This is a genomic window from Burkholderia sp. HI2714 (genome assembly GCF_002223085.1).
In the GTDB taxonomy this organism is placed as follows: Bacteria; Pseudomonadota; Gammaproteobacteria; order Burkholderiales; family Burkholderiaceae; genus Burkholderia; species Burkholderia lata_D.
The window spans coordinates 171,546-196,163 of sequence record NZ_NKFM01000046.1; the positions used below are offsets into that span (position 1 = coordinate 171,546).

The window sequence follows — 24,618 nt, forward strand, 5'->3', positions numbered from 1 at the left end:
GCATGACCGCCACCCCCGTCAAGAGCGTGTGTCCGTACTGCGGCGTCGGCTGCGGGATGGTGCTGCACGTCGAGGAAGGCGAAGTCGTCAAGGTGTCCGGCGACGCCGACCATCCGACCAACTTCGGGCGGCTGTGCACGAAGGGCTCGTCGGCGCACGTCGCGCTGCGCCGCTCGGGGCGGCTCGACCGCGCGTTCGTGCGCCGGGCGCGCGAGGACGACCTGGTACCGCTGCCGGCCCGCGACGCGATCGCCGACACCGCGCGCCGCCTGCGCGCGGTGCTCGACGCGTACGGGCCCGACGCGCTGTCGTTCTACGTATCGGGGCAGATGTCGATCGAGGCGCAATATCTCGTCAACAAGCTCGCGAAGGGCTTCGTCGGCACCCAGAACATCGAGTCGAACTCGCGCCTGTGCATGGCGAGCGCGGGCACCGGCTACAAGCAGTCGCTCGGCGCGGACGGCCCGCCCGGGTCGTACCAGGATTTCGATCGCGCGAACCTGTTCTTCGTGATCGGCGCGAACATGGCCGACTGTCATCCGATCCTGTTCCTGCGGATGATGGATCGCGTGAAGGCCGGCGCGAAGCTGATCGTCGTCGATCCGCGCCGCACCGGCACGGCCGACAAGGCCGACCTGTTCCTGCAGATCCGGCCGGGCACCGATCTCGCGCTGACCAACGGGCTGCTGCATCTGCTGCATGCGAACGGCCGCACCGATGCCGCGTTCATCGATGCATACACCGAAGGCTGGGACGCGATGCCCGCGTTTCTCGCCGACTACACGCCCGAGCGTGTCGCCGACATCACCGGGCTCGCGGAAGCCGACCTCCGCATGGCCGCGCAATGGATCGGCGACGCGCAGGAATGGATGAGCTGCTGGACGATGGGGCTCAACCAGAGTACGCACGGCGTGTGGAACACCAATACGATCTGCAACCTGCACCTCGCGACGGGCAAGATCTGCCGCCCCGGCAGCGGTCCGTTCTCGCTGACCGGCCAGCCGAACGCGATGGGCGGGCGCGAGATGGGCTACATGGGCCCCGGGCTGCCGGGCCAGCGCTCGGTGGCGTCCGACGACGACCGCCGTTTCGTCGAGAACCTGTGGCGCGTGCCGGCCGGCACGCTGCGCAAGGAGGCGGGGCAAGGCACGGTGGACATGTTCTCGCGGATGGCGGCCGGCGACATCAAGGCCTGCTGGATCATCTGCACGAACCCGGTCGCCACGGTGCCGAACCGGCAGAACGTGATCGCCGGGCTGCAGGCCGCCGAGCTCGTGATCGCGCAGGACGCGTTCCTCGACACCGAGACCAACCGCTATGCGGACATCCTGCTGCCCGGCGCGCTGTGGGCCGAGGGCGACGGCGTGATGATCAACTCCGAGCGCAACATGACGCTGATGCGTGCGGCGGTCGCGCCGCCCGGTGACGCGCTGCCCGACTGGCGCATCGTCGCGGAAGTCGCGCGTGCGATGGGCTTCGGCGATGCGTTCGACTATGCGTCCGCGGCTGACGTGTTCGACGAGATCGTGCGCTTCTCGAATCCGGCGACCGGCTACGACCTGCGCGGCGCGAGCCATGCGGCGCTGCGCGACGGGCCCGTGCAGTGGCCGGTCGCGCCGGGCACCGCGCGCGAGCGGCACCCGATCCGCTACCTGAACGACGGCGTGAGCCAGACGCTGCGCCCGGCCGCCGACGGCCACGACGCGCCGCGCCTCGCGTTCCCGACGCCGTCGGGCAAGGCGCGCTTCTTCGCGCGGCCGCACGTCGATCCGGCCGAGCTGCCCGACGACACGTTCCCGATCGTGCTGAACACCGGGCGGCTGCAGCATCAATGGCACACGATGACGAAGACGGGCAAGGTCGCGATGCTGAACAAGCTCAACCCGCGCCCGTTCGTCGAGCTGCATCCGGATGATGCGAGCGCGCTCGGCATCGCCGCGAAAGACAGCGTCGAGATCCGCTCCGCGCGCGGCCGCGCGGTGCTGCCGGCCGTCGTGACCGAGCGCGTGCGGCGCGGCAACTGCTTCGCGCCGATGCACTGGAACGACGTGTATGGCGACGAGCTGTGCATCAACGCGGTGACGAACGACGCAATCGATCCCGAATCTCGGCAACCCGAACTGAAATACTGCGCGGTCGCGCTGCGGCGCGTCGAGACCGATGCGTTCGCGTCCGTCGATGAGGACACCACGCAACCCGATGCCCGCGCCGACGACGTGCAGCCCGCGCCGACGTTGGTGCAAGCGACTGCTTCACAGGAATCCGACATGGCAGACCTCGACACTTTCGCGGCCGCGCTCGGGGTGGCCGACCTCGCGCCGCCGCCGTTGACGGACAACGAACGGCTGTACGTGGCCGGCCTCGTCAGCGGGCTGAAGGCGAGCGCCGGCCGGCGCGCGGGCAGCGTGCCCGTGCTGCCGGCTGCCGCGCCGCTCACGCCGCCGGTGCGGTTCTGGCTCGACGGCATGCTGGCCGGGCTGTTCAGCCGCTCGCTGCCGGCGAGCGTGCCGGGTGCCGCGGCGCCCGCGCCCACGGCCGATGCCGGCGCGTCCGGCGGCGTGCGGATCGTGCGCACGCGGCCGAAGGTCGTGCTGCTGTGGGCGTCGCAGACCGGCAACATCGAATCGTTGACCGAGGATTACGCGACGCAGCTGATGAACGCGGGCTTCGAGATCCGCACCGCGTGCATGTCCGACTATCCGGCGGCGTCGCTCGCCGGCGCGCAATACGTGCTGCTGATGACGAGCACGTTCGGCGACGGCGATGCGCCCGACAACGGCAGCGAATTCTGGGAAGCACTGCAGGCCGGCAGCGCCGCGCGCCTCGACGGCGTGCACTTCGCGGTGCTCGCGTTCGGCGATCGCAACTACGACCAGTTCTGCGGTCACGGCCGCCGTCTTGACGCGCGGCTCGCGGAACTCGGCGCGGCGCGCCTCTGCGCACGCGTCGATTGCGACGTCGAATTCCAGCGCGACGCCGACCAGTGGCTCGAACGCGTCGTCGCGCGGATCAAGGAGGCCGATGCCGCGCTGCACGCGGTGCCGACCGGCGGGATGAGCCCGTCGGGGCTGCTGCCGACGAAGGCGCATCCGGCGCCGTCGAAGCTCGTCGGGAACCTGCGGCTGAACCGTCCGGGCGCGGCGAAGGACACGCGCTACGTGTCGCTGTCGACCGAAGGCGCGAACCTCGAATATGAAACCGGCGACGCGCTCGGCGTGTGGCCGACCAACTGCCCGGAGCTGGTCGACGAACTGCTGTCCGTCACCGCGCTGAAGGCCGATGCGCCGGTGTCGGTGGCGGGTGTCGGCGACATGCGCCTCGGCGATGCGCTTGCACGCCACTTCGACATCACGCGCCCGCATCCGGACACGCTCGCCTTCATCGCGTCGCGCAGTGCGAACGGCGCGCTGAAGGCGCTGCTCGGCGACGACCGCAAGGGCGACCTGAAGCAATGGCTGTGGGGGCAGCAGCTCGCGGACGTGCTGCACGAGTTTCCGGTCGAGCTGTCGGGCACGGAGCTGGTCGGCATGCTCAAGCGCATGCAGCCGCGCCTCTATTCGATCGCGTCGAGCCCGAGCGCGCACCAGGGCGAGATCCACCTGACCGTGTCGGCCGTGCGCTATTACAACGGCCGGCGCGCGCGCAAAGGTGTCGCGTCGACGTTCCTCGCCGATCGCGCGGACGACGGCCGCGTGCCGGTGTTCGTGCAGAAGTCCGCGCATTTCCGGCCGCCGGTGAACGGCGACGTGCCGATCGTGATGGTCGGCCCCGGTACCGGCGTCGCGCCGTTCCGCGGCTTCCTGCACGAGCGGCAGGCGCGTGGCGCGCGCGGGCGCAACTGGCTGTTCTTCGGCGAGCAGCACGCGCAGACCGACTTCTACTACGGCGAAGAGCTGAGCGCGATGCACGACAGCGGCTTCCTGACGCGGCTCGATCTCGCGTTCTCGCGCGACCAGGCTGACAAGATCTACGTGCAGGACCGGATGCGCGAGCAGGGCGCCGAGCTGTTCGCGTGGCTGGAGGCAGGCGCGCACTTCTACGTGTGCGGCGATGCCGCGCGGATGGCGAAGGATGTCGACACGGCGCTGAAGGCGGTGGTTGCCGAGCACGGCGGGATGTCGGACGAAGCCGCGAACGACTATGTTGCGCGGCTATCGAAGTCGCGACGCTACATGCGGGACGTGTATTGAACGCGCGGAGCGGCGGCGTGCGGCCCGCCGCTCCGCCGCGCGGTTACTGCTGCCGCTCCCAAGCGTGCGCCTGTTCGGCGCGCACGAACGCTTCCGACGATGCCGGCAGCAGGTTGCGGAACGCGCCGCCATCGCTGTCGATCACGTCGACCATCTTCGCGATCATTTCCTCCGGGTCGTGCTGTTCGAGCGGGAACGTCAGCCGCTCGGGCGTCACGGTATGGACGGCCGGATCGTGCCAGCGTCGCGTCGTTTCCATCATCCGGTCATTGAAGCCCGTGCTGTACGGGCCGGGGTTCACGACCGCGACCTTGATCCCGTGCGGCGCGAGTTCCGCGTGCATCGCCTCGGCCACCGATTCGACCGCGTGCTTCGACGCGCAATAGGCGCCCGTGAACGGCCCCGTGATCAGGCCCGCGATCGACGACACGAACACGATCTTGCCGTGCCGGCGCGCGAGCATGCCGCGTGCGATCTGCTGCGTGAGCTCGAGCGGCCCGAACACGTTCACGTCGAACAGCTCGCGGACGATCTCGACCGGCAGGTCCACCAGCGCGCCCGCTTCGCCGACGCCCGCGTTGTTCACGAGCACGTCGATGTCGAGCTCGGCCGCGCGGGCGCGATCGTGCGCCGACGTGACGTCGAGCTTGATCGCGCGCAGCGCGGTGCCGCGCTGCGTGGCGGCGGCCGTCAGTGCGTCGATTTCGGCGATGACGCGTACGCCGGCCGTCACGTCGTGACCGCGTTCGGCGAGGCGCAACGCGACTTCGCGGCCGAAGCCGGTGCCCGCGCCGGTGATGAGGATGCGTTTCTGTGCCATGTGCTTACCTTGTGGAGTGGAACGTTGCCGGAAAGCGGTCGCGGCAGTGCTGCGCGATCGCGGTGTCTTCGTCGACGCTGCCGCCCGAGATGCCGATCGCGCCGACGCAATGCCCGTCGCCGTCGACGAGCGGTTCGCCGCCGCCGAACGTGACGAGCCCGCCGTGGCTGTGCTCGATGCCGCGCAGCGGACCGTCGCCCGACATCGCGCCGAGTGCGCTGGTCGACGTGCGGAAGCGGACCGCCGTCAGCGCCTTGCGTTGCGCGAGATCGATCGCACCGAGAAAGCAGTCGTCGGTGCGCGCGAACGCGAGCAGGTTCGCGCCGGCATCGACGATCGCGACGGCGATGCCGGCAACCTGCAGCGATGCGGCATGCGCGAGTGCCGCGTCGAGCGTGCGGCGGGCGGCCGCGAGCGGCAGGGCGGCGGTGAGCGGGTTCATGTGGGGCTCCGATGGGACGACAGTGCCAGTGTAGGCAGATGCGGTATATGGGAGAATCCGCATTCCGCTCGAAAGAGTTTCAAGTTTTTTTAATGATGAGCAGACGTGATCCGATGGCCGGGCTGCACGTGTTCATGACCGTCGCGACGGCCGGCAACTTCACGCGCGCTGCCGCCGCGCTGGGCCTGACGCCGGCGGCCGTCAGCCTCGCGATCGGGCAGCTCGAGGGCGAGCTGAACGTGAAGCTGTTCAACCGCAGCACGCGCGGCGTGAGCCTGACGGAGGCCGGCCAGCACTACTGGCGGCAGACGGAACCTGCATACCGGCAGGTCATGCAGGCCCGCGACGCGCTGAAGGATGCGCGCAGCGAGCCGAACGGGTTGTTGCGCGTGACCGCGCTGCCGCTGGCGCGTGCGCTCGTGATCGCGCCGGTGCTCGCCACGTTCCGCGAACGCTATCCGAAAGTCCGGCTCGAGATCCGCTACGAGAATGAACTGGTCGATATCGCGAAGGACGGGTTCGATGCGGGGATTCGCCTGGCCGACCGGTTGCAGCCGGGCATGATCGGCGTGCGGATCGCGCCGGCGCTGACGTGTGCGCTGGTGGCATCGCCCCGTTATCTGGCGCGGCATGGCGCGCCAGCGTCGATTGCGGAGCTCGAGCGGCATGCGTGCATCCGTTTCCGGTTCTCGGAGAGCGGACGCCTGCACAAATGGCTGTTGCGCGACGGGCAGCGCGACGTCGATCTTGATCCGGACGGCGTGTTCGTGACGAACGATGCCGACGCGGTGATCGATGCGGCGCGCGCGGGTGTCGGCATCGCGTTCGCGTTCATGCGAGAGCGGTTCGAGCAGGACGTGCGCGACGGCACGCTCGTCGAGGTGCTGCCCGGCGCGTGCCGCACGCTGCCGCCGATGTGGCTGTACTACGTCAATCGCAAGCACGTGCCGGCCAAGCTGCGGGCGTTCATCGACGTGCTGCGCGAACGCAACGGCGGGGACGACGCGTAACCGCATCCGCCGGCCCGCTGCAACGGTTGGTTCGACGGCGCATGATGGCGGCTCCAGCCACGAATCCATGGAGTCGCGTCATGACCGTATGCCTGCCTTTCCCGATTCGAACCTTCGCCATTGCTGCAGCGCTGGCCGGTGCCGTGATGTGCAGCGCACCGGCCATCGGCCAGACGTCGACCGTGCCGGCGGGTTCTTCCGCTGCCACATCCGACAACGCGGTACTGCTCACGGTATTCCTGAAACACGACCAGTCGCGCCCGCTTGCCGAGCTGAATGCGCAGCTCGCGAAGCAGGGGTTCTACAAGGCATTCCCGCCGCCGGGTGTCGAAGTGGTGAGCTGGACCGTGACGATGGGGATCGGGCAGATCGTCGTGCTGCGGTTGCCGGCGTCGCGGCTGCGCGAGGTCAATCGCGTGCTCGAGGATACGGCGTGGGGTGCGTATCGGACGGAGTTCTATCCGACTTACGACTACAAGGCGATCGGGTTGGGGGAGCATGAGCGGGCGAAGTAATGGGGCCCCTGTGGTCCCGGGTTGGGAGACGGAGTGCACCCGTCACTCGGATCAACCGGTCCCCATTTCCGAAGTGTCGCGTCGGCCCGTGAATCCGTCCTCGTCCACGCAGCCCGACCGGGGAATTTCTCCCAATTCCGCTGCCGGCCATTCATCCGATGAAAAAACCCCGCCGGTTCCCGGTATGATGCGCACCTTGCGTTTGTCGGACGCACTATTTTTGATGCGATTTTTACGCACATGGCACGACAAATCCGCACAATCCGAACTTGAAAGATTCTGTAATATAAATTCCGTATACTCGTAAGTTCTGATCCAGGCGCCGCCTGCCATTTCGCCGGCCGACCGCCCACGCAGAACAACCAGATACGTCGCCGCCTGGCCTCCTCGCGCCGCGACACGCTATGCACCACCACTGAACAACCTATGTCTTCCCGCCACTCTGGTTCGCCCGGCCGCGCCGCGGCGGTGATCGCCCGTGTCCGGGCGCTGATCCGCAACGAGCGCGTGCTGTCGCCGCTGCTCGCGCTCGGCATCGGCCTGCTGCTGATCGTGGTTTTCCAGCACCTGTCGGAATCCGTCGACTACCGGTCGGTGATCCGCCAGCTGCGTCACATGTCCGCCGGCGAGTGGGGCGCGTCGCTGGCCGCGACGGCCCTCAGCTATCTCGCGCTCGTCGCCCGCGACGCGGTCGGCCTGCGTTACGTCGCCGCGAAGGTGCCGCGCGTCGCGCTGTGGATCGGCGCGATCGCCGGGTCCGCGCTCGGTAACGCGACCGGCTTCGGCGCGCTGACGGGCGGCGCGGTGCGTGCACGCGTGTACGGCGTGTCGGGCGTCACGCCTGCGCAGATCGGCCGGATGACGGTGTTCACGAGCGGCACGCTGGCGCTTGCGATGGTGTGGATGACGGCGATCGGCATGGTCTGCGTGCCGGAGGCGCTCGCCGCGATGCTGCACGTCGCGCCGGGCGTGCTGACGTGGACCGGCGCGGCGCTGCTCGTGGTGCTGGCCGCTATGGTCGTGATGTGTGGCAACACCGCGCGCCCGGTCGTCACGCGCTTCAAGTGGCTGTCGTTCGACGTGCCGGCGCGGCGCGATCTCGTCGCGCAGGTCGTCTATGCGGTATTCGACGTCGTTGCGGCGGGCCTGACGCTGTGGGTGCTGCTGCCGGCCGCGCCGGTCGGCTTCCCGACCTTCATTACGGTTTACGCGGCCGCGTTGCTGCTCGGGATGATCGGCCATACGCCGGGCGGGATCGGCGTGTTCGAAGCCGCGATGGTCTTCACGCTCGGCCGCGAAGTGCCGCCGCACGCGATGGTCGCCGCGCTGATCGCGTATCGCGCGATCTATTTCGGCGTGCCGCTCGTGCTGTCGGCCGGCCTGCTGGCCGGTTTCGAGGGCCGCGCGCTGCGGCGCCGGCTCGTGACGCGGCAGGCCGTGCGCGTGTCGCAGCTCGCACCGGTGTTCCTGAGCCTCGTGACGTTCGCGGTCGGCGGAATGCTGGTGATCTCGAGCGCGACGCCCGCGTTCTGGCACCGGATCGCGATCCTGCGCCACCTCGTGCCGCTGTGGGTGCTCGAAGGCTCGCAGGTGATCTGCAGCGTGCTCGGCGTGGCGCTGCTGTTCGTCGCGCGCGGGCTGCTGCGCCGCCTCGACGGTGCTTGGTGGATGACTTTCGCGCTGACGCTCGCCAGCCTCGCGCTGTCGCTGGCGAAGGGCCTCGCGTTCGTCGAGGCCGGCGTGCTCGGCACGCTGCTGGTGTTGCTGCTCGTCAGTCGTCGCCGCTTCAACCGCCATTCGTCGTTGCTGGCGGAGCGCTTCACGGTGAGCTGGTTCGTGTCGGTGGCGATGGTGCTGATGCTGGCCGTGTGGGTGCTGTTCTTCGCGTTCCGCGACGTGCCGTACACGCGCGAGCTGTGGTCGCATTTCTCGTTCGACGCGCGTGCGCCGCGTGCGCTGCGCGCGACGCTCGCGGCCGGCGTGTTCGTCGCGCTGTTCGCGCTGTGGCAATTGCTGCGCCCGGCGCCCGGACGTTTCGTGAAGCCCGCGGAGCAGGACCTGATCGACGCGGAGCAGATCATCCGCGCACAGGAATGCAGCGACGCGGGCCTGGCGCTGATGGGCGACAAGTCGTTCCTGTTCTCGGAGTCGCGTCGCGCGTTCCTGATGTACGCGAAGAACGGCCGCACGTGGGCCGCACTGCACGACCCGGTCGGGCCGCGCGAAGAGTGGCCGGCGCTGATCAGCAAGTTCATTGCGCTCGCGCACGCGCACAGCGGTCGCGCGGCGTTCTACCAGGTGCGCGCGAACGCACTGCCGCTGTATCTCGACGCGGGGCTCACGCTGATGAAGCTGGGCGAGGAAGCGCATATCGCGCTCGACCAGTTCGATTTGAAAGGATCGAACCGTTCGCACCTGCGCTATGCGCTGCGTCGCGGCGACAAGGATGCGCTGACGGTCGAGGTCATCGCGCCGGACGACGTGCCGGCCGCGCTGCCGGCGCTGCGCGACATCTCGGACGGCTGGCTCGACAGCCGCGACGCGCGCGAGAAGAGCTTCTCGGTCGCCGCGTTCCACGACGGCTATCTGGCGACGCAGTCGGTGATGCTCGTGCGGCAGGCCGACAAGCCGATCGCGTTCGTCACGTTCATGACGACCGACCTCAACACCGAGGCGACGGTCGGCGTGATGCGCCATCTGCCGGACGCGTCGCCGTACGCGATGGAATATCTGTTTACGCAGCTCGCGCTGCATCTGAAGGAAGCGGGCTTCCGCAAGCTGAGCCTGGGCATCGCGCCGTTCTCGGGGATGGGGGCGGCGAAGATGCCGTCGCCGTTGCACCGGATCGGCCTGATGGTCTGGCGCTTCGGCGGCCGCTTCTACAACTTCCGCGGCTTGCGCGCATTCAAGAGCAAGTTCGAACCGCACTGGGAGCCGCGTTACCTCGCGGCCTCGGGCACGGTCGGCGTGTTCGTCACGCTTGCGGACCTGTCATTGCTGGCTGGAGGTCGGCGTTCATGATGTTGAAGAAGGGAATCGTGCGGGCGGCAGCCGCCTGCGCGGGAATGATGCTGGCCGGCGCCGCGTGCGCCACGCAGCCGGCCGCGATGAAGGCCGAAACCGTATCGGGCGGCCGCTACGGGCTCGTGACCGTGACCAAACCCAGCGGACCGCTGCGCGGCTTCGTCGTGCTGTTCTCGCGCGAGGCCGGCTGGAATGCGGCCGACCAGCAGGCCGCCGATGCGCTTGCGAAGGCCGGTGCGATGACCGTCGGTGTCGATTCGGAGCGGTATGCGATGAATCTCGCCGCGAAGCAGGAGACCTGCCACCACCTCGACGGCGACGCCGAAGCGGTCAGCCACCAGCTCGAACGCCTCGCGCAGTCGTCGCGCTATTTCACGCCGATCGTCGCGGGCGTGGGCCAGGGCGGCGCGATCGCGAAGCAGATCCTGTCGATGGCGCCGGAGAACACGATCGCCGGTGTCGTATCGGTCGATCCGCCCGCCAAGCTCGATCCGCGCTTCAAGCCGTGCCCGCCCGATCCGACGATCGTGCGCCGCGCGATGCCGGGTTTCGTCGAAACGGCGGCCACGGGCGATTCCGCGAAGCTCGTGTCGCTCGTCACGTCGCATCTGCGGGACACCACCAGCGGCGACGAACTCGACGTGTCGGACCTGCCGCTCGTCGAGCTGCCGGCCAAGGGCGGCAACGGCCAGCTCGCGATCGTGATCTCGGGTGACGGCGGCTGGCGCGATCTCGACAAGACGATCGCCGAGGCGCTGCAGCGCGACGGCGTGTCGGTGGTCGGCATCGACAGCCTGCGCTATTTCTGGAGCGAGAAGCCACCGGCGCAGGTGAGCCGCGATCTCGCGCGCGTGATGCGCACCTACATGGCGCGCTGGCATGCGAACCGGGTGGCGCTGGTCGGCTACTCGTTCGGCGCCGACGTGATGCCGTTCGCGTACAACCGGCTGCCGGCCGACCTGCGCGACAAGGTCGCCGTGATGTCGCTGCTCGGCTTCGCGCCGGCCGCCGATTTCCAGATCCGCGTGACGGGCTGGCTTGGCATGCCCGCAAGCGACAACGCACTGAAGGTCGCGCCGGAAATCGCGAAGGTGCCGCCGCAGCTCGTACAGTGCTTCTATGGCGCCGAAGAGAAGGACACGATGTGTCCGGCACTCGTGAACACGGGCGCCGACGTGATCAAGACGCAAGGCGATCACCACTTCGGCCGCAACTACATCGCGCTCGAGAAGAAGATCCTCGGCGCGTTCGGCAAGCCGGTCGCGGCGCGCTGAACGCCGGCACCCGCTTCGCGGCGGGCGCCGGCCGGTAGCTTCCGGTTCATCGTACGGGCGGCCTGCGGGCCGCCCGTTTCATTTTCCGGCGGGCATCGCCGTTCGCGCATCGTGCTGATAGAAGCCGGTGAACCGGTCGAGCTGACGCTGCGCGGCCGTGATGTCCGTGCCGTCGCCGAGCACCGCGCTCGAGAACCCCGTGCGTTCCATCAGCAGCAGCTGGTCGACCAGCACCTCGCCGGTCGCGCGCAGGTCGCCGGCGAAGCCGTAGCGCTTGCGCAGCAGGTACGCCTGGCTGTACGCGCGCCCATCGGTGAACGACGGAAACACCAGGTCGATGCGCGCGGCCCGCGCGATGTGTTCGGTGAGCGGCGGCAGTTCCTCGTCGTTGCCGATCGTCAGCGTCGCCGTGTCGTGCTGCTGCGCGTCGCCGGCGTGTTCGGCCGGCGTCAGCAGCCGGATGCGTGCGGTCGGATACTCCTGCTTCATGCGTGCTCCACCTGATGGCGCGCGTCGTTCGCGGCGGCCTTGAAGGGTTCCGTGCCGATGCGGCGGACGGTGTCGATGAATCGTTCGCTGCGGCCGTCGTCGTCGATGCGTGCGTCGAGATACGCATTGACGATCGCATCGACGACATCGACGATCTCGTCCGCCGAGAACGACGGGCCGATCACCTTGCCCGGCCGCGCAGGGCCGCTCGCGGTCGAGCCGTCCGAGCCGCCGAGCGTGACCTGGTACCACTCGGCGCCGTCCTTGTCGACGCCGAGGATGCCGAGGTGCCCGCTGTGATGATGGCCGCACGAGTTGATGCAGCCGCTGATGTGCAGGTCGATATCGCCGACGTCGTGCAGCATGTCGAGATCCTGGAAGCGCTCGGCGATCGCATCGGCGATCGGGATCGAGCGTGCATTCGCGAGCGCGCAGAAGTCACCGCCCGGGCACGCGATCATGTCCGTCAGGAGTCCGACGTTCGCGCTGGCGAGCCCGATCGCACGCGCGTTTTCCCACAGCAGGAACAGGTCGTCGACATGCACCCATGGCAGCACGACGTTCTGCGTGTGCGTGACGCGCGCCTCGCCGGCCGAGAACTGGTCGGCGAGATCGGCGAGCGCGTCGAGCTGGTCCGGCGACGCGTCGCCCGGTGCCTGCAGGCGGCGCTTGAACGACAGGGTGACGATGCGCAGCGCGGGGTCGCGGTGGTCGGCCACATTGCGTGCGAGCCAGCGCGCGAAGGCCGGATGGCGTGCGGCCTGGGCCGACAGGCGCAGGTTCGCGTCGCGCAGGCTGACCGTGCGCGGCTTGAGCCGCGGCGGGACGAACGATGCGGCGACGCGATCGAACTCGATCTGCGGAATCGTGTGCAGCCCGCCGTCGTGATCGACGATCTGGCGGAACTCCTCCTCGACGTCGTCGATATAGCGCTGTCCCTCGGTCTTCACGAGGATCTTGATGCGCGCCTTGTACTTGTTGTCGCGCCGTCCGTAGCGGTTGTACACGCGGACGATTGCCTCGATGTAGTTCATCACGTGCTGCCAGGGCAGGAACGCGCGCAGCAGCGTCGCGATCATCGGCGTGCGGCCCATCCCGCCGCCGACGCTTACGCGAAAGCCGAGCGCGCCCGCGTCGTCGCGCACGAGCTTCAGCCCGACGTCGTGCCAGTCGGTGGCCGCGCGGTCTTCGGTCGCGCCGGTGATCGCGATCTTGAACTTGCGCGGCAGGAACGCGAACTCGGGGTGCAGCGTGGTCCACTGGCGCATCACCTCGGCGAACGGGCGCGGATCGGCGATCTCGTCCGGCGCGACGCCGGCGCGCTCGTCGCACGAGATATTGCGGATGCAGTTGCCGCTCGTCTGGATGCCGTGCATGTCGACGGTCGCGAGCAGGTCCATCACGTCGGCGGCCTTGGCGAGCGGAATCCAGTTGAACTGCACGTTGGTACGCGTCGTGAAGTGCGCGCTGCGGGTCGGCAGGCGCAGCGTGCCGAGCAACGCCTGCGCGTCGGCTGCGGCGCGGTAGGTGGCATCGTCCGGCACGTCGTAGTCGCGCGCGATCCGCGCGAGCACGCGCAGCTGGGCGCTCGACAGTTCGCCGTACGGGACGGCCACGCGCAGCATCGGCGCGTGGCGCTGCACGTACCAGCCGTTCTGCAGGCGCAGTGGCCGGAATGCGTCTTCGCTCAGCGTGCCGTGCTGCCAGCGTTCGAGCTGGTCGCGAAACTGGGCGGCGCGGCTGTGCACGAGCGCCCGGTCGAAAACGGTATATCGATACATGACGTGATACGCGAGAGGAGCCGTGGCGCGGAGCGCGCGGCTCGGGACAGACGTTGCGACGGGTGTCAGGCAACCGGAGACAGCGTAGGGAACGCGGTGCGGCGGGACAAGCAGCAGATGGGGACGAAAAGGGCGCAGCAGATGGCCGGCGTGACGCCGGCCCGGGCGTTTATGCGGCGGCGTCCACGACGAGCGCCGGATCGAGCGCGCGGATGCGCTGGTCGATGAAGTAGCCGCCGCCTTCCTGGTAGCGCAGGAACAGGCGGCTGCACGAGCGGCAGCGGTTGACGGTGCAGCGGTTGTACGGGAAATGGCGCAGGGCGATCGGCGCGTCGTCCGACGCGTAGTGCGTGCCGGCCGGGTGATGTTCGGCGTAGGTCGGCTCCGTCTCGCCGGGCGGTGCGAGCGTGGCGACTTCGGTCAGTTGCGCGTCCTGCAGCGACAGCGGCAGGGTCGTCCATCCGGCAAGCGGCGTTTTCGTGCAGATGCACGACTGCGTGATATGCGCGGCTTCAGCGGTCAGTTTCAACAGCGCGTCGTGATCGAGGTAGGGCAGTTGACTCATGGGCAATCATGAAGGGCGGCGGGATCAGCACTGTAACCCGCGTGCGGATTGCGCGCATCACCGTGACGCAGGCGGTGCGCACCCGGTGGGATTCAACCGCCCTTGCGGACCGACGGCTGCGCGACGAGCTCACCGAGCACACGGATTGCGCGCTCGATGTCGCGGCTCCACGGATGGCCGAAGTTCACGCGCACGCAACGCTCGAAGCCATGCGCGGCCGAAAACAGCGGCCCCGGCGCGAAGCTGATCCCGCGTGCGATCGCCTGGCGATGCAGCTCCATCGCGTCGATCGCGTCGGGAAACGCGAGCCACAGAAAATAGCCGCCTTCGGGCCGCACCCACTCGACGCCGGCCGGCAGCGAGCGCCGCAGCGCGTCGTCCATCCGGTCGAGCTGCGTATGCAGCGCGCCGCGCAGCTTGCGCAGGTGCCGGTCGTAGCCGCCGTGCTCGAGATAGTTCGCGATACCGACCTGCGCGGGAATGCTGGCCGACAGCGTCGTCATCAGCTTGAGCCGCTGCACCTTCTCCGCGAACCGGCCGGCGGCGGCCCAGCCGATCCGGTAGCCGGGCGCGAGCGTCTTCGAGAACGAACTGCAATGCATCACGAGGCCGTGTCGATCGAACGCGCGCGCGGGCAGCGGATAGTCGGGGCCGAAGTGCAGCTCGCCGTACACGTCGTCCTCGATCAGCGGCACGTCGCGCGCGGCGAGCAACTCGACGAGCGCGCGCTTCTTCTCGGCGGACAGCGTGACGCCGGTCGGATTCTGGAAGTTGGTCATGAACCAGCACGCGCGGATGTCGTGCCGGTCGAGCGCGTTTGCGAGCGCGTCGAGATCGAGGCCCGTGCGCGGATCGACGGGAATCTCGACCGCGCGCAGGTCGAGCCGCTCGATCGCCTGCAGCGCCGCATAGAAACCGGGCGCCTCGACAGCCACGACGTCGCCGGGCCGCGTGACGGCCATCAGGCACAGGTTCAGCGCTTCGAGCGCGCCGTTCGTGACGACGATCTCGTCGATCGGCTGCGAGATTCCGGTTGCGAGATAGCGCCGCGCGATCTGCTGGCGCAGCGCCTCGTTGCCGGGCGGCAGGTCGACGACCGTGCTCCACGGGCTGACGAGCCGCGTGGCCTGGGCGAGCGATTTCGCGAGACGCGGCAGCGGAAACAGTTGCGGCGACGGGAAGGCGGAGCCGAGCGGCACGATGCCGGGTTGCGTGGCCGCGTCGAGAACGGAGAACACGAGGCTGCTGATGTCGACCTTGCGCGTGGCGCCGGCACGGCTTGCCTGGCGCTTGGCGGCCGGGCTTGCCGCCGGCGTGGCGCCCGGCGCGACGTAGTAGCCCGAGCGTTCGCGCGCGCGGATCAGCCCCCACTGTTCGAGCAGGTAGTACGCGCGAAACACCGTCGACTGGCTCACGCCGTGCTGCGCGATGATCTGCCGCAGCGACGGCAGGCGCGTGCCGACGGCGAGGTTGCCGTTGCGGATATCGTCGGCGATCGTGTGGGCGAGGGTTTCGTAGCGTTTCATCGGCGAGGGCGGAGCGCGCCGTCGCCACGCGCGGGCCGGAGTGGCGCCGCGCCGGCGGGCGCGGCTCATTGTCCGATGCGTGGCCCGAAAAGGAAAGCGCAGGCGCGGCGGGCCGCGCTTTCCGGCTGGGTCAGGCCGCGTTCGGCTCGACGTTCTGCCGGTTCGCGGCGCCGCGCAGCGGCGGCAACGGCTCGACCTTGCCGACGATGAACAGGTACGACAGTGCACCGACCACGCACAACGCGCCGGCCACCGCGAGCGGCACGACGAACGAGCCCTTCGTGATCGACAGCATCACGCCCGTGAACGTCGTGATGAAGATCCCCGCGAGATTGCCCGCGAAGTTCTGGATGCCGCCGAGCGACGCGACATGCGCGGGCGTCGGTGCGACTTCGCCGACGAGCGTCCACACGTTGGCGCCTGCAAACGACAGGCTCGCATAAGCCAGCGCGAACAAACCGAGGCAGGCCCACACGTTCTCGACGAAGGCCGACAGTGCGATCGACGAAGACAGCAGCATGCCGAGCACGAGGCAGGTCTTGCGCGCAGCGGTCGCGCTCCAGCCGCGGCGGAACAGGCTGTCCGACACATAGCCGCCGAGCCAGCCGCCGGGAATCGCGAGCAGCGCGGGCAGCATGCCCCACGTGCCGAGCGACGCGAGCGAGAAGCCGCGCGACTGCAGCAGGTAGCTCGGGAACCACGTGATGAAGAAGTAGATCGCGAAGTTCAGGCAGAACAGGCCGATCATCATGCCCCACACGGTGCGGTAGCGGAACAGGTCGAGCCACGATACCTTCGGGCCATCGGTTGCGGCCGCAACGGTCGGTGCGCCGCGTTGCGCGAGCAGTGCATCGACGGCGTCGGGCGCGATCGCGTGATAGCGTTCCGGGTCGCGATAGATGAACCACCACGCCAGTGCCCACACAATGCCGATGCCGCCGGTGATCACGAACGACCCGCGCCAGCCGACGATCGAGATCAGCCACGCGACGAGCGGCAGCGACAGCGCGGAGCCGACGCGCGAGCCGCTGTCGAAGATGCTGCTCGCGAGCCCGCGTTCGCTGCGGGGGAACCAGTTGAACGCGACCTTCGCGAACGACGGGATCGCGGCCGCTTCGCCGACACCGAGCATCAGCCGCACGCCGACGAGCTGCGCGAGGCCGCGCGCGGCGCCGGTCGCGACGGTGAACACCGACCACCAGCCGACCGCGAGCGCGAGGCTCACGCGCACGCCGACCTTGTCGATGAACCAGCCGGCCGGCAGTTGCAGGAATGCGTAGGTCCAGAAGAATGCGCTCAGCACGAGCCCCATGCCGACCGCGTCGAGGCCGAGGTCGGCGCGGATGCTGGGCGCCGCGATCGCGAGGTTCGCGCGGTCGATGAAGTTGATGACGTTGGCCAGGAAGCACATGAGGATCATGGCCCATCGGATGCGTGGCATGCGGTGTCTCCGCGCGGAATGTCGTGACGGGCCGCCGGCGATCCGCAGCGCCGGCGGCCTCGATGGGCGGGTTATCGCGTGGCGTGCGACGGCGTGCGGTCGAACTTCGCGAGCGCTTCCCACAGGCCGTTCAGGTAGACCGCGCCGAGCGCGCGGTCGTAGAGGCCGTAGCCGGGCTTGCCCGTCTCGCCCCAGATCATGCGGCCGTGGTCGGGGCGCACGTAGCCGGTGAAGCCGGTGTCGTGGTAGGCCTTCACGATCGCGGCGATGTCGAGCGAGCCGCAGCTCGACAGGTGGGCGGTTTCCTCGAAATCGCCGTTCGCGTCGACCTTCACGTTGCGGATGTGCGCGAAGTGGATGCGGCCCATCGCGCCGAATTCGCGCACGAGCGCCTCGACATCGTTCTGCGGGCCCGCGCCGAGCGAGCCCGAGCACAGCGTCAACCCGTTCGCGGGCGTGTCGACGATGCGCACGATCCGCGCGAGATCGTCGCGGTTCTTCACGATGCGCGGCAGCCCGAAGATCGGGCGCGGCGGATCGTCGGGGTGGATCGCCATCTTCACGCCGGCTTCCTCGGCGACGGGGATGATCGCCTTCAGGAAGTATTCGAGGTTCGCCCACAGCGCGGCTTCGTCGACGTCGCGATACTCTGCGAGCAGCGCCTTCAACTGTTCGGGCCGGTAGCTCGAATCCCAGCCCGGCAGCGCGATGCCGTCGTCCGGATCGATCCGGTCGACCGCGGCGGTGCTGAACGCGAGGCAGGTCGAGCCGTCGTCGAGCGTCTTCGACAGCTCGGTGCGCGTCCAGTCGAACACGGGCATGAAGTTGTAGCAGATCACGCGCACGCCGGCCGCACCGAGATGGCGAATCGTCTGACGGTAGTGGTCGATCAGGCGGTCGCGGCCCGGCTTGCCGAGCTTGATGTCTTCGTGGACGGGCACCGACTCGACGACTTCGAACTGCAGGCCGGCGCGCTCGATCGTCGCCTTCAGCGCGTCGATCTTGTGCGCGGGCCAGACTTCGCCCACCGGTTCGTCGTAGATCGCGGACACGATATGCGTGACGCCCGGGATCTGGCGGATGTATTGCAGCGAGACCGGATCGGACTCGCCGTACCAACGGAAAGACATCTTCACTGGAGCGGCTCCTGGCTGGCGGTTGAGGCATCGGACGGACGGGCGGCAGCGTGCCGGCCCCTTCTCCGGTGTGCGGATTATGATTGGTATGCCAGTTGTGCGGGATAGTGGTTTACCAGTTATCGAGATGGGACCGGGGTGTCAGCGCATCACTGGAAAGGCATGCGTTGCACCGGCCACCACGCCGAATCGGAGGCTGCCCTGAATTGGTGTACCATTTTGGCGATCCGGCGCCGCGACGGCGCCGGCCAGCCTGTTGCGAGCCTTTCGATGACCGATCTTTCCAGCCTGCCAGCCAGCCGCGATACCGATGCCGCGGACCGCTCCTATATCGGCCTTGCGCGGCAGATTCACGCGATGGTGGCCGCCGGCGCGTTCGAGGCCGGTGCGCGGCTGCCGTCCGAGCGCAGCCTGGCCGACCAGTTCGGCGTGAGCCGCACGCAGGTGCGCGAGGCGATCATCGCGCTCGAGGTGCAGGGGACCGTCGAGGTGCGGATCGGTTCGGGCATCTACGTATCGGCGGCCGACGCCGCGCGGCCGGTGACGTTCGAGGTGCCGCGCGGCCCGGGGCCGATCGAGACGCTGCGCGCACGCGGGCTGATCGAGGCGGAAGTCGCGGCGCTCGCGGCGACCGAACGCAAGGATGCGGATCTCGACCGGCTGTTTTTCTCGCTGACGACGATGCGCGAGCAGATGGACGACAAGGTCGCGTACGACGCGGCCGATCGCCAGTTCCACCTGCGTATCGCGGAATCGACCGGCAACACGGTGCTGCTGCACATGGTCACCGCGATGTGGGACTGCGCGCGCAGCGATCCGCTGTGGGACAAGATCGAGGAGCATTTTCACTCGACCGCACTGCGCGAGGCGTCGCAGGAAGATCACCAGCGGATCTTCGCGGCGATCATGGCGCGCGACGCCACTGCGGCGCGCGACGCGATGCGTGCACACCTGTCGCGCGTGATCGCGGAATTCACGCAGGCGTGGCGCTGACGCTCGTTCCGTCAGAGGAAAGAGGCCGGCGTAACGTAACCGTCATGCGACGGTGAGGACCGGCGCGCGTGCCCCCTTGTACGGCTTCTTCCGATTGCACGACCACAGGTTTTATGGTCTTGTTGCGGGATATCGCATCGACTCAAAAAAGGACAGTCGAATGCAGCCGGGCGATTCACACGGGGTCCTATTCATCAGGGGAATCGGCGCACGTACGCGCGTACGGTTCGCCGTGCGCAGGCTGCTCGTCATTTTGACAGTGGGCTTGCTTGCCCCTGCGCTTGCGGCTTTCGCCGCCTCTCCCGAAACCGTCAACGACAACGTGCTGCGTGTGCTCGCATGGCCCGGTTATGCGGACAGCGATGTCGTCAGCGCGTTCGAGGCACAATTTCACGCCCGCGTCGAAGTCACGTTCGTCGACTCCGACGAAGCACTGTGGGCGCGCATGCACAGCGCGGCGCCACCGCCGTACGACGTACTGGCCGCGAATACGGCCGAGATCCAGCGCTATGCGCACGAACGCCTGGTCGCGCCGATCGACCTGTCGCGCATCCCGAACCGGCGGCGGCAGTTGCCGAACTTCCAGCAGCTCGCGGCGATCGACGGGCTCGTTGAAGCGGGCGCCACGTATGCGATCCCGTTCACGTATTCGTCGATGGGGCTGATCTACGACCGCAAGCAGGTGCCGGCCGCGCCGCGCTCGATGCGGGAGCTGTGGAATCCGCGCTACCGCGGCAAGGTGCTCGACTTCAACAGCGCGCAGCACAATTTTTCGTTTACGGCGCTGGCGCTCGGCTATCCCGATCCGTTTCGCCTGTCGCCCGCGCAGACGTTCGCCGTCGCGCACAAGCTGATCGATCTGCGCCGCAACCTGCTGGCGTACTACACGCTTCCTGAAGAGGCGACCGCGTTGTTCGTCCAGCATCGTGCAGCACTGATGTTCGGCAACTACGGCACACAACAGGTCGAACTGCTGCGACGTGCCGGCGCGGACGTCGGCTACGTGATCCCGGATGAAGGCGCGCTCGCATGGCTCGACTGCTGGGCCGTCACGCGCGGCGCGCAACATCCGGAGCTCGCGTTCGCGTGGATCAATTACATGCTCGAACCGGCGATCGGCGCGCTGCTGACCGAACGCCAGGGCCTCGCGAACACGCTCGCGCCACCGCCGGGACTCGACACCGGACACCAGCATCTCGTCTGGCTCCAGCCCGTCGAGGACATCGCGCGGCGCGAATCGCTGTGGAGCCGCATCGTGTCGGGCGACCGGCCGGAGCGGTTCGGAAAATGATCCGGCTCGGGCTCACGTCGAAACTGTCGGTGCTGTTCGCGTGCATCGGCGTGATCGCGTCCGGCACGACCGGCTATTACGCGTATCGCGCGAACCGCACGATGCTCGTGCAGGAGGCGCAGCACAGCCTGCTGATGTCGACGCAACTGCTCGGGCAGCGCTTCACCGCGGTGCTGTCCGACGTCGCGGACGATGCGCTCGTGCTCGCGCAGTTACCGTCGACTGCACGGGTCTCGGGCGGCGACAACCGGGATGGCGCGCCACGCGCGCGGCTCGAGCAGGTGTTCTTCAGCTTCATGAGAAATCACCCGGAGTACCTGCAGGTCCGCCTGATCGCGCGCGGGGATTTCGGACTCGAACGTATCCGTGTCGATCGCGATGCGAATGGCATCGTCGTGCTGCCGGACAGTGCGTTCCAGGAGAAAGGACAGTTTTCCTACGTATTCGATACGCTGGCCACGGCGCCGGGCCATATCTACCTGTCGCCGATCGTGATCAACCACGAGACGGGGGCGCACGCGGCCGAAGGGCTGCCGATCCTGCGCGTGGGCACGCCGGTCGTCGACGCGTCGGGCCAGACGGTTGGCGCGCTCGTCGTCGACGTCGAGCTGTCGCGCGTGTTCGACCGGCTCGAGCGCGATCTGCCGGAAGACTACACGGTGTACCTCGCGAACGAGTGGGGCGATTTCCTCGTGCATCCCGATCCGTCGCAGACGTTCGGCTTCGATCGCGGCCGGCGCGTGCTGATGCAGGACCGCTTCGCCGCCACGCGCGCGCTGTTCGACAGCGGGCGCGTCAGCGTTGCCTTCAATGGCCTTGCCGACCCCGACGCGGCGCCGGGGCAGATGTTCGCGTTCGTGCGCACGCCGTTCGGGCACGACGAGGGCAACCGCTTCGTCGTGCTCGGGATGGGGCGCCCGCTGGCGGATGTGTTGTCGCCGGCCGGCATGCTCGGCGAACGGATCGTCCGGATGGTGCTCGTGTCGAGCTTGATGGCGGTGATCCTCGCGATCCTGTTCGCGCGTGCGATCACGCGGCCGCTGCAGACGCTCGCGCGCGCCGCGACGCACGTGTTCGACGATCCGGCCGCCGAGCAGTTGCCGGTCGGGCGTGCCGACGAGATCGGCGTGCTCGCGCGCTGTTTCGACAGCATGCGCGTCGAGATCCGCACGCAGGTCGCGATGTTGCGGGCGAAGCAGCTGGAGCTCACGCACCTCGCCGGACACGATGCGCTGACCGAATTGCCGAATCGCCTGCTGTTCATGGAGCATCTCGATGCCGCGATCCGGCGTGCGGCCGCGATGCACGAAGGGCTGGCCGTGATGTTCGTCGACCTCGACCGCTTCAAGCAGATCAACGATCAGCACGGACACTCGGCCGGCGACCGCACGCTCGTCGCGGTCGCCAAGCGGTTGAGCCTCGTGCTGCGTGGCGGCGACATGGTCGCGCGGCTCGGTGGCGACGAATTCATCGTGCTGATTACGGACGTGCACTCACCGGCGGTGATCGGCGACGTCGCGTCGCGCATCCAGCTCGTGATGGACGAGGAACTGGAGTTCGGCGACCGGCGTGTGGCCGTCGGCGCGAGTATCGGCGTCAGCGAGTTTCCGGCCGACGGCGCGTCGGCCGAGGAACTGCTCGTCAAGGCCGATGCGGCGATGTACGCGGCGAAGGCGTCCGCGCAGCGCGCGTTCGTACGCTATCAGGAACTGGTCGGCAACGGGAGTGGCGCCGGCACCGGGACGGACGAAGCGGCCGGCCGCGTCGCGTCGGGCGGCGGCCGGTGACGGCCGGTCGCTGACCTGCGCGTTGCAAACGCCACGAGCCCGTCGCAAGACGGGCTCGTGGCGGGTGCGGACTGCGCGCGAAGGCGCGCAGCGGCAGGCTTGCTTAGTGACCGAAGTAGACCGAGTCGCGCGGGTTTTGCACCTTGGCGGCCGGTGCGCCACCCTGGACGGTCGCGGCCGGTTGCGAACCGTAGCCGCTGTTGTCTTCGGCGTGCACGCGGGCTTGCGCGGCCTGGATGTCGGCCGGGTAGTACGGGCTCGACTGGCTCGGCTTGTAGCCGGCGCTTTCGAGCTGGACCAGTTCGTTGCGCACCTGGGCGCGGGTCACGGTGCTTTGGGCGAAGGCGCCGAACGAGGCGGACAGGGCGACAGCGGCAACGACTGCGGAAACGAGCGATTTCATGATGACCTCCGATGTTTTTGGCTTTCCGCGTTCGACACCATGTCGTAAGCGGTTGATTACATCGTAGGCGCCGGTCGACCTAGGGTAAACGTGAGTTTCGGCGAAAGATCGTTGCAGCCGGGACAATAATTTCGAGACAAATGCCTTCCGTCCCTAATCGACGTGGCCGGATTTGCAACGGAGAGGAGGCGGACGCGCGCGGCGCGGATGGCACGCAGGGGCACGCACGGGCGGGCGCGCGGCGGCGAAGGCGCGGGCGGAGAGCGGACGAACCGCGACGCTGCCGGATCAGGCGTCGTCGTCGATTTCCTTGCGTTCCCGGCGTTCCTCGTTGCCGCGGCGCGCGCGCAGGCGCTGGCGCGACAGCACGGCGATCACCTGCTGGGTCGGCGCGCCGGACGGCAGTTCGTTGCGGATGCGATCGGGCACCATGGGCAGGCCCGCACGCTGCCGGCGCAGCGCCTTGGCGATTGCCCGGCGGCATTCGTCACCGTGGCAATCCCATTCATCGCGGATTCTCTGGCAATAACGGCATTGTTCCATCGGAACAGTCTAACGCGTCTTCGGGAACGGGGCTGAACGCTTGCCCCGACGCGTCACGGGTTGGCTGCGGCACCGGCGAGCGCTTTCGCATGCGACTGGAAGCGTCGGTGCTCTTCCGGCGGCACGAGCGAGCCGCCCGTTGCCCAGATGACGTGCGTCGACCGGCCCAGGTCGATCGCGTGGCGATGCACGTAGTCGCGGCCTGCCGGGGACGCCGTCAGCCAGCCGGGGCCGCCGACGGCAGCGGCGGCCGACGGTTCGAGTTCCACGCCCGTCGCGCGCTGCACCGCGAGCAACTGGGCGTAGAGCTGCGCGTCGCTGACGGTGAACACGCCGGACAGCAGCGACGCCATCAGCGGACTGACGAGGTGCGATGCCTGTGCGACCGCCAGGCCGTCGGCCTCGGTCCGGTTGTCGAGCCCCACGTCGTAGACGGACACGGGCTTCCCCGAGCCGGCGGCCAGCTGGACCAGCATGCACGGCGACGCGACGGGTTCGGCAAAGAAGCAATGCACGTGCGCGCCGAACAGCGTCTTGAGGCCATACGCGATGCCGCCCGGTGCGCCGCCGACCCCGCACGGGATATGGACGAAGAGCGGATGCGTCGCGTCCACGCGGCGGCCCGCGTCGGCGAGCTGCACGGCGAGATGCCGGGCGCTGGCCGCGTAGCCGAGGAACAGCATCAGCGAGCCTTCGTCGTCGACGAAGTGACTGCGTGGCTGATCGCGTGCCTGCGAGCGTCCGGCCGCGACGGCTTGCGCATAGTCGCCGTCATGTTCGATCACGCGAACGCCGCGCTTTCTCAGGCGCGCCTTCTTCCACGGCTTCGCGTCGGTCGACATGTGCACGACCGATTCGAATCCGAGCGCGGCGGCCATCACGCCGATGCTCAGGCCGAGATTGCCGGTGCTGCCGACGATGACGGTGTGCGCGGCAAACCGTTCGCGTGCGGCGGCCGATGCGAGGATCCGCCGGTCGCCCCCTGGGTCCAGCAACCCGTGTTCGATCGCGATCGACTCCGCGAGCGCGAGCACTTCATGAAAGCCGCCGCGCGCCTTGATCGAACCGGCGATCGGCAACGCGTCGTCGCGCTTGATGAACCAGGCGCCGTGTGCGTCTGCCGGGAGCGACAGCATGCGCTGCAGGTTGTCCGCCGGCATCAGCGGCGATTCGATTTTTCCCGCGCTCGCCGCGAGTTCGGGAAACAGTTCGGCCATCAGCGGTTCGCAGCGCACCAGCCGCGCTTCGGCCATCGCAATGGCGCGGAGCCCCGGCGCGTCGTGCGGCAACGGGCTGCCGGCATGGGGATTCAGCCACAGCAGCGGGTAACGGGATTGCAGTTTGGCTAATAGATCGGCGGGCTGGAGCGTGATGGTCATGGATCGGCC

At 68.5% G+C, this 24,618-nt stretch carries 19 protein-coding genes; 8 read left to right on the forward strand and 11 right to left on the reverse strand.

All coding sequences use genetic code 11. The features are described 5' to 3' along the window. Nucleotides 1–2 precede the first annotated feature (2 nt). Complete coding sequence (locus CFB82_RS24435) at nucleotides 3–4,190, forward strand: bifunctional nitrate reductase/sulfite reductase flavoprotein subunit alpha (protein ID WP_089485613.1); 4,188 nt, start codon at nucleotides 3–5, stop codon at nucleotides 4,188–4,190. 43 nt (nucleotides 4,191–4,233) lie between these two features. On the opposite strand, the gene CFB82_RS24440 is transcribed toward CFB82_RS24435, so the two are convergent. Both CFB82_RS24440 and CFB82_RS24445 read right to left on the reverse strand, forming a co-directional pair. Continuing rightward, nucleotides 4,234–5,010 (reverse strand): SDR family oxidoreductase, encoded by a 777-nt coding sequence (locus tag CFB82_RS24440; RefSeq protein ID WP_089485614.1) that lies wholly within the window; start codon nucleotides 5,008–5,010, stop codon nucleotides 4,234–4,236. 4 nt (nucleotides 5,011–5,014) lie between these two features. Next, entirely contained in the window at nucleotides 5,015–5,452 is a 438-nt protein-coding gene (locus CFB82_RS24445; RefSeq protein WP_089485615.1) for a GlcG/HbpS family heme-binding protein, read from the reverse strand. A gap of 95 nt (nucleotides 5,453–5,547) precedes the next feature. On the opposite strand from CFB82_RS24445, the gene CFB82_RS24450 reads away from it, so the two are divergent. The 4 genes from CFB82_RS24450 (at nucleotide 5,548) to CFB82_RS24470 (ending at nucleotide 11,275) form a co-directional block, all read left to right on the forward strand. Beyond that, nucleotides 5,548–6,462 (forward strand): LysR family transcriptional regulator, encoded by a 915-nt coding sequence (locus tag CFB82_RS24450; protein WP_089485657.1) that lies wholly within the window; start codon nucleotides 5,548–5,550, stop codon nucleotides 6,460–6,462. 80 nt (nucleotides 6,463–6,542) lie between these two features. Further along, on the forward strand, nucleotides 6,543–6,977 hold the full coding sequence (locus tag CFB82_RS24455; protein WP_069251745.1) for a hypothetical protein: 435 nt from the start codon (nucleotides 6,543–6,545) through the stop codon (nucleotides 6,975–6,977). A 426-nt stretch (nucleotides 6,978–7,403) separates the two neighbouring features. Then, a complete protein-coding gene (mprF, locus tag CFB82_RS24465) occupies nucleotides 7,404–9,998 on the forward strand; it encodes a bifunctional lysylphosphatidylglycerol flippase/synthetase MprF (RefSeq protein ID WP_089485617.1) in 2,595 nt (864 codons plus the stop codon). Next, nucleotides 9,995–11,275 (forward strand): virulence factor family protein, encoded by a 1,281-nt coding sequence (locus CFB82_RS24470; protein ID WP_089485618.1) that lies wholly within the window; start codon nucleotides 9,995–9,997, stop codon nucleotides 11,273–11,275. The genes mprF and CFB82_RS24470 overlap by 4 nt, the downstream gene beginning before the upstream one ends. Nucleotides 11,276–11,353: 78 nt before the next feature. On the opposite strand, the gene CFB82_RS24475 is transcribed toward CFB82_RS24470, so the two are convergent. The 6 genes from CFB82_RS24475 to uxuA all read right to left on the reverse strand — a co-directional run bounded on the left by CFB82_RS24475 (nucleotide 11,354) and on the right by uxuA (nucleotide 18,213). Next, nucleotides 11,354–11,764: a DUF934 domain-containing protein gene (locus CFB82_RS24475; protein WP_089485619.1), complete on the reverse strand. Its 411-nt coding sequence runs from the start codon at nucleotides 11,762–11,764 to the stop codon at nucleotides 11,354–11,356. Beyond that, a complete protein-coding gene (locus tag CFB82_RS24480; RefSeq protein ID WP_089485620.1) occupies nucleotides 11,761–13,545 on the reverse strand; it encodes a nitrite/sulfite reductase in 1,785 nt (594 codons plus the stop codon). The genes CFB82_RS24475 and CFB82_RS24480 overlap by 4 nt, the downstream gene beginning before the upstream one ends. A gap of 169 nt (nucleotides 13,546–13,714) precedes the next feature. After that, nucleotides 13,715–14,110, reverse strand: a complete 396-nt coding sequence (locus tag CFB82_RS24485) for a hypothetical protein (RefSeq protein WP_089485621.1) — start codon at nucleotides 14,108–14,110, stop codon at nucleotides 13,715–13,717. 92 nt (nucleotides 14,111–14,202) lie between these two features. After that, entirely contained in the window at nucleotides 14,203–15,636 is a 1,434-nt protein-coding gene (locus CFB82_RS24490) for an aminotransferase-like domain-containing protein (protein WP_089485622.1), read from the reverse strand. 130 nt (nucleotides 15,637–15,766) lie between these two features. Next, nucleotides 15,767–17,077: an MFS transporter gene (locus CFB82_RS24495; protein ID WP_089485623.1), complete on the reverse strand. Its 1,311-nt coding sequence runs from the start codon at nucleotides 17,075–17,077 to the stop codon at nucleotides 15,767–15,769. Between the two features lie 71 nt (nucleotides 17,078–17,148). Further along, nucleotides 17,149–18,213, reverse strand: a complete 1,065-nt coding sequence (gene uxuA, locus CFB82_RS24500) for a mannonate dehydratase (protein WP_179255449.1) — start codon at nucleotides 18,211–18,213, stop codon at nucleotides 17,149–17,151. Nucleotides 18,214–18,483: 270 nt separating this feature from the next. On the opposite strand from uxuA, the gene CFB82_RS24505 reads away from it, so the two are divergent. The 3 genes from CFB82_RS24505 to CFB82_RS24515 all read left to right on the forward strand — a co-directional run bounded on the left by CFB82_RS24505 (nucleotide 18,484) and on the right by CFB82_RS24515 (nucleotide 22,284). Then, nucleotides 18,484–19,206 (forward strand): FadR/GntR family transcriptional regulator, encoded by a 723-nt coding sequence (locus CFB82_RS24505; protein WP_089485659.1) that lies wholly within the window; start codon nucleotides 18,484–18,486, stop codon nucleotides 19,204–19,206. 160 nt (nucleotides 19,207–19,366) lie between these two features. Then, nucleotides 19,367–20,497, forward strand: coding sequence for an extracellular solute-binding protein (locus CFB82_RS24510; protein ID WP_089485624.1), 1,131 nt, complete (start codon nucleotides 19,367–19,369; stop codon nucleotides 20,495–20,497). Continuing rightward, nucleotides 20,494–22,284: a sensor domain-containing diguanylate cyclase gene (locus CFB82_RS24515; RefSeq protein ID WP_089485625.1), complete on the forward strand. Its 1,791-nt coding sequence runs from the start codon at nucleotides 20,494–20,496 to the stop codon at nucleotides 22,282–22,284. Before CFB82_RS24510 ends, CFB82_RS24515 begins: the two co-directional genes overlap by 4 nt. Nucleotides 22,285–22,387: 103 nt before the next feature. On the opposite strand, the gene CFB82_RS24520 is transcribed toward CFB82_RS24515, so the two are convergent. The 3 genes from CFB82_RS24520 to CFB82_RS24530 all read right to left on the reverse strand — a co-directional run bounded on the left by CFB82_RS24520 (nucleotide 22,388) and on the right by CFB82_RS24530 (nucleotide 24,609). Then, nucleotides 22,388–22,687, reverse strand: coding sequence for a DUF4148 domain-containing protein (locus CFB82_RS24520; RefSeq protein WP_089485626.1), 300 nt, complete (start codon nucleotides 22,685–22,687; stop codon nucleotides 22,388–22,390). Between the two features lie 288 nt (nucleotides 22,688–22,975). Then, entirely contained in the window at nucleotides 22,976–23,230 is a 255-nt protein-coding gene (locus tag CFB82_RS24525) for a hypothetical protein (RefSeq protein WP_089447803.1), read from the reverse strand. A 53-nt stretch (nucleotides 23,231–23,283) separates the two neighbouring features. Further along, the gene (locus CFB82_RS24530; RefSeq protein WP_089485627.1) at nucleotides 23,284–24,609 is read right to left on the reverse strand and encodes a D-serine ammonia-lyase; all 1,326 of its coding nucleotides are present in this window, start codon (nucleotides 24,607–24,609) and stop codon (nucleotides 23,284–23,286) included. Nucleotides 24,610–24,618 lie beyond the last annotated feature (9 nt).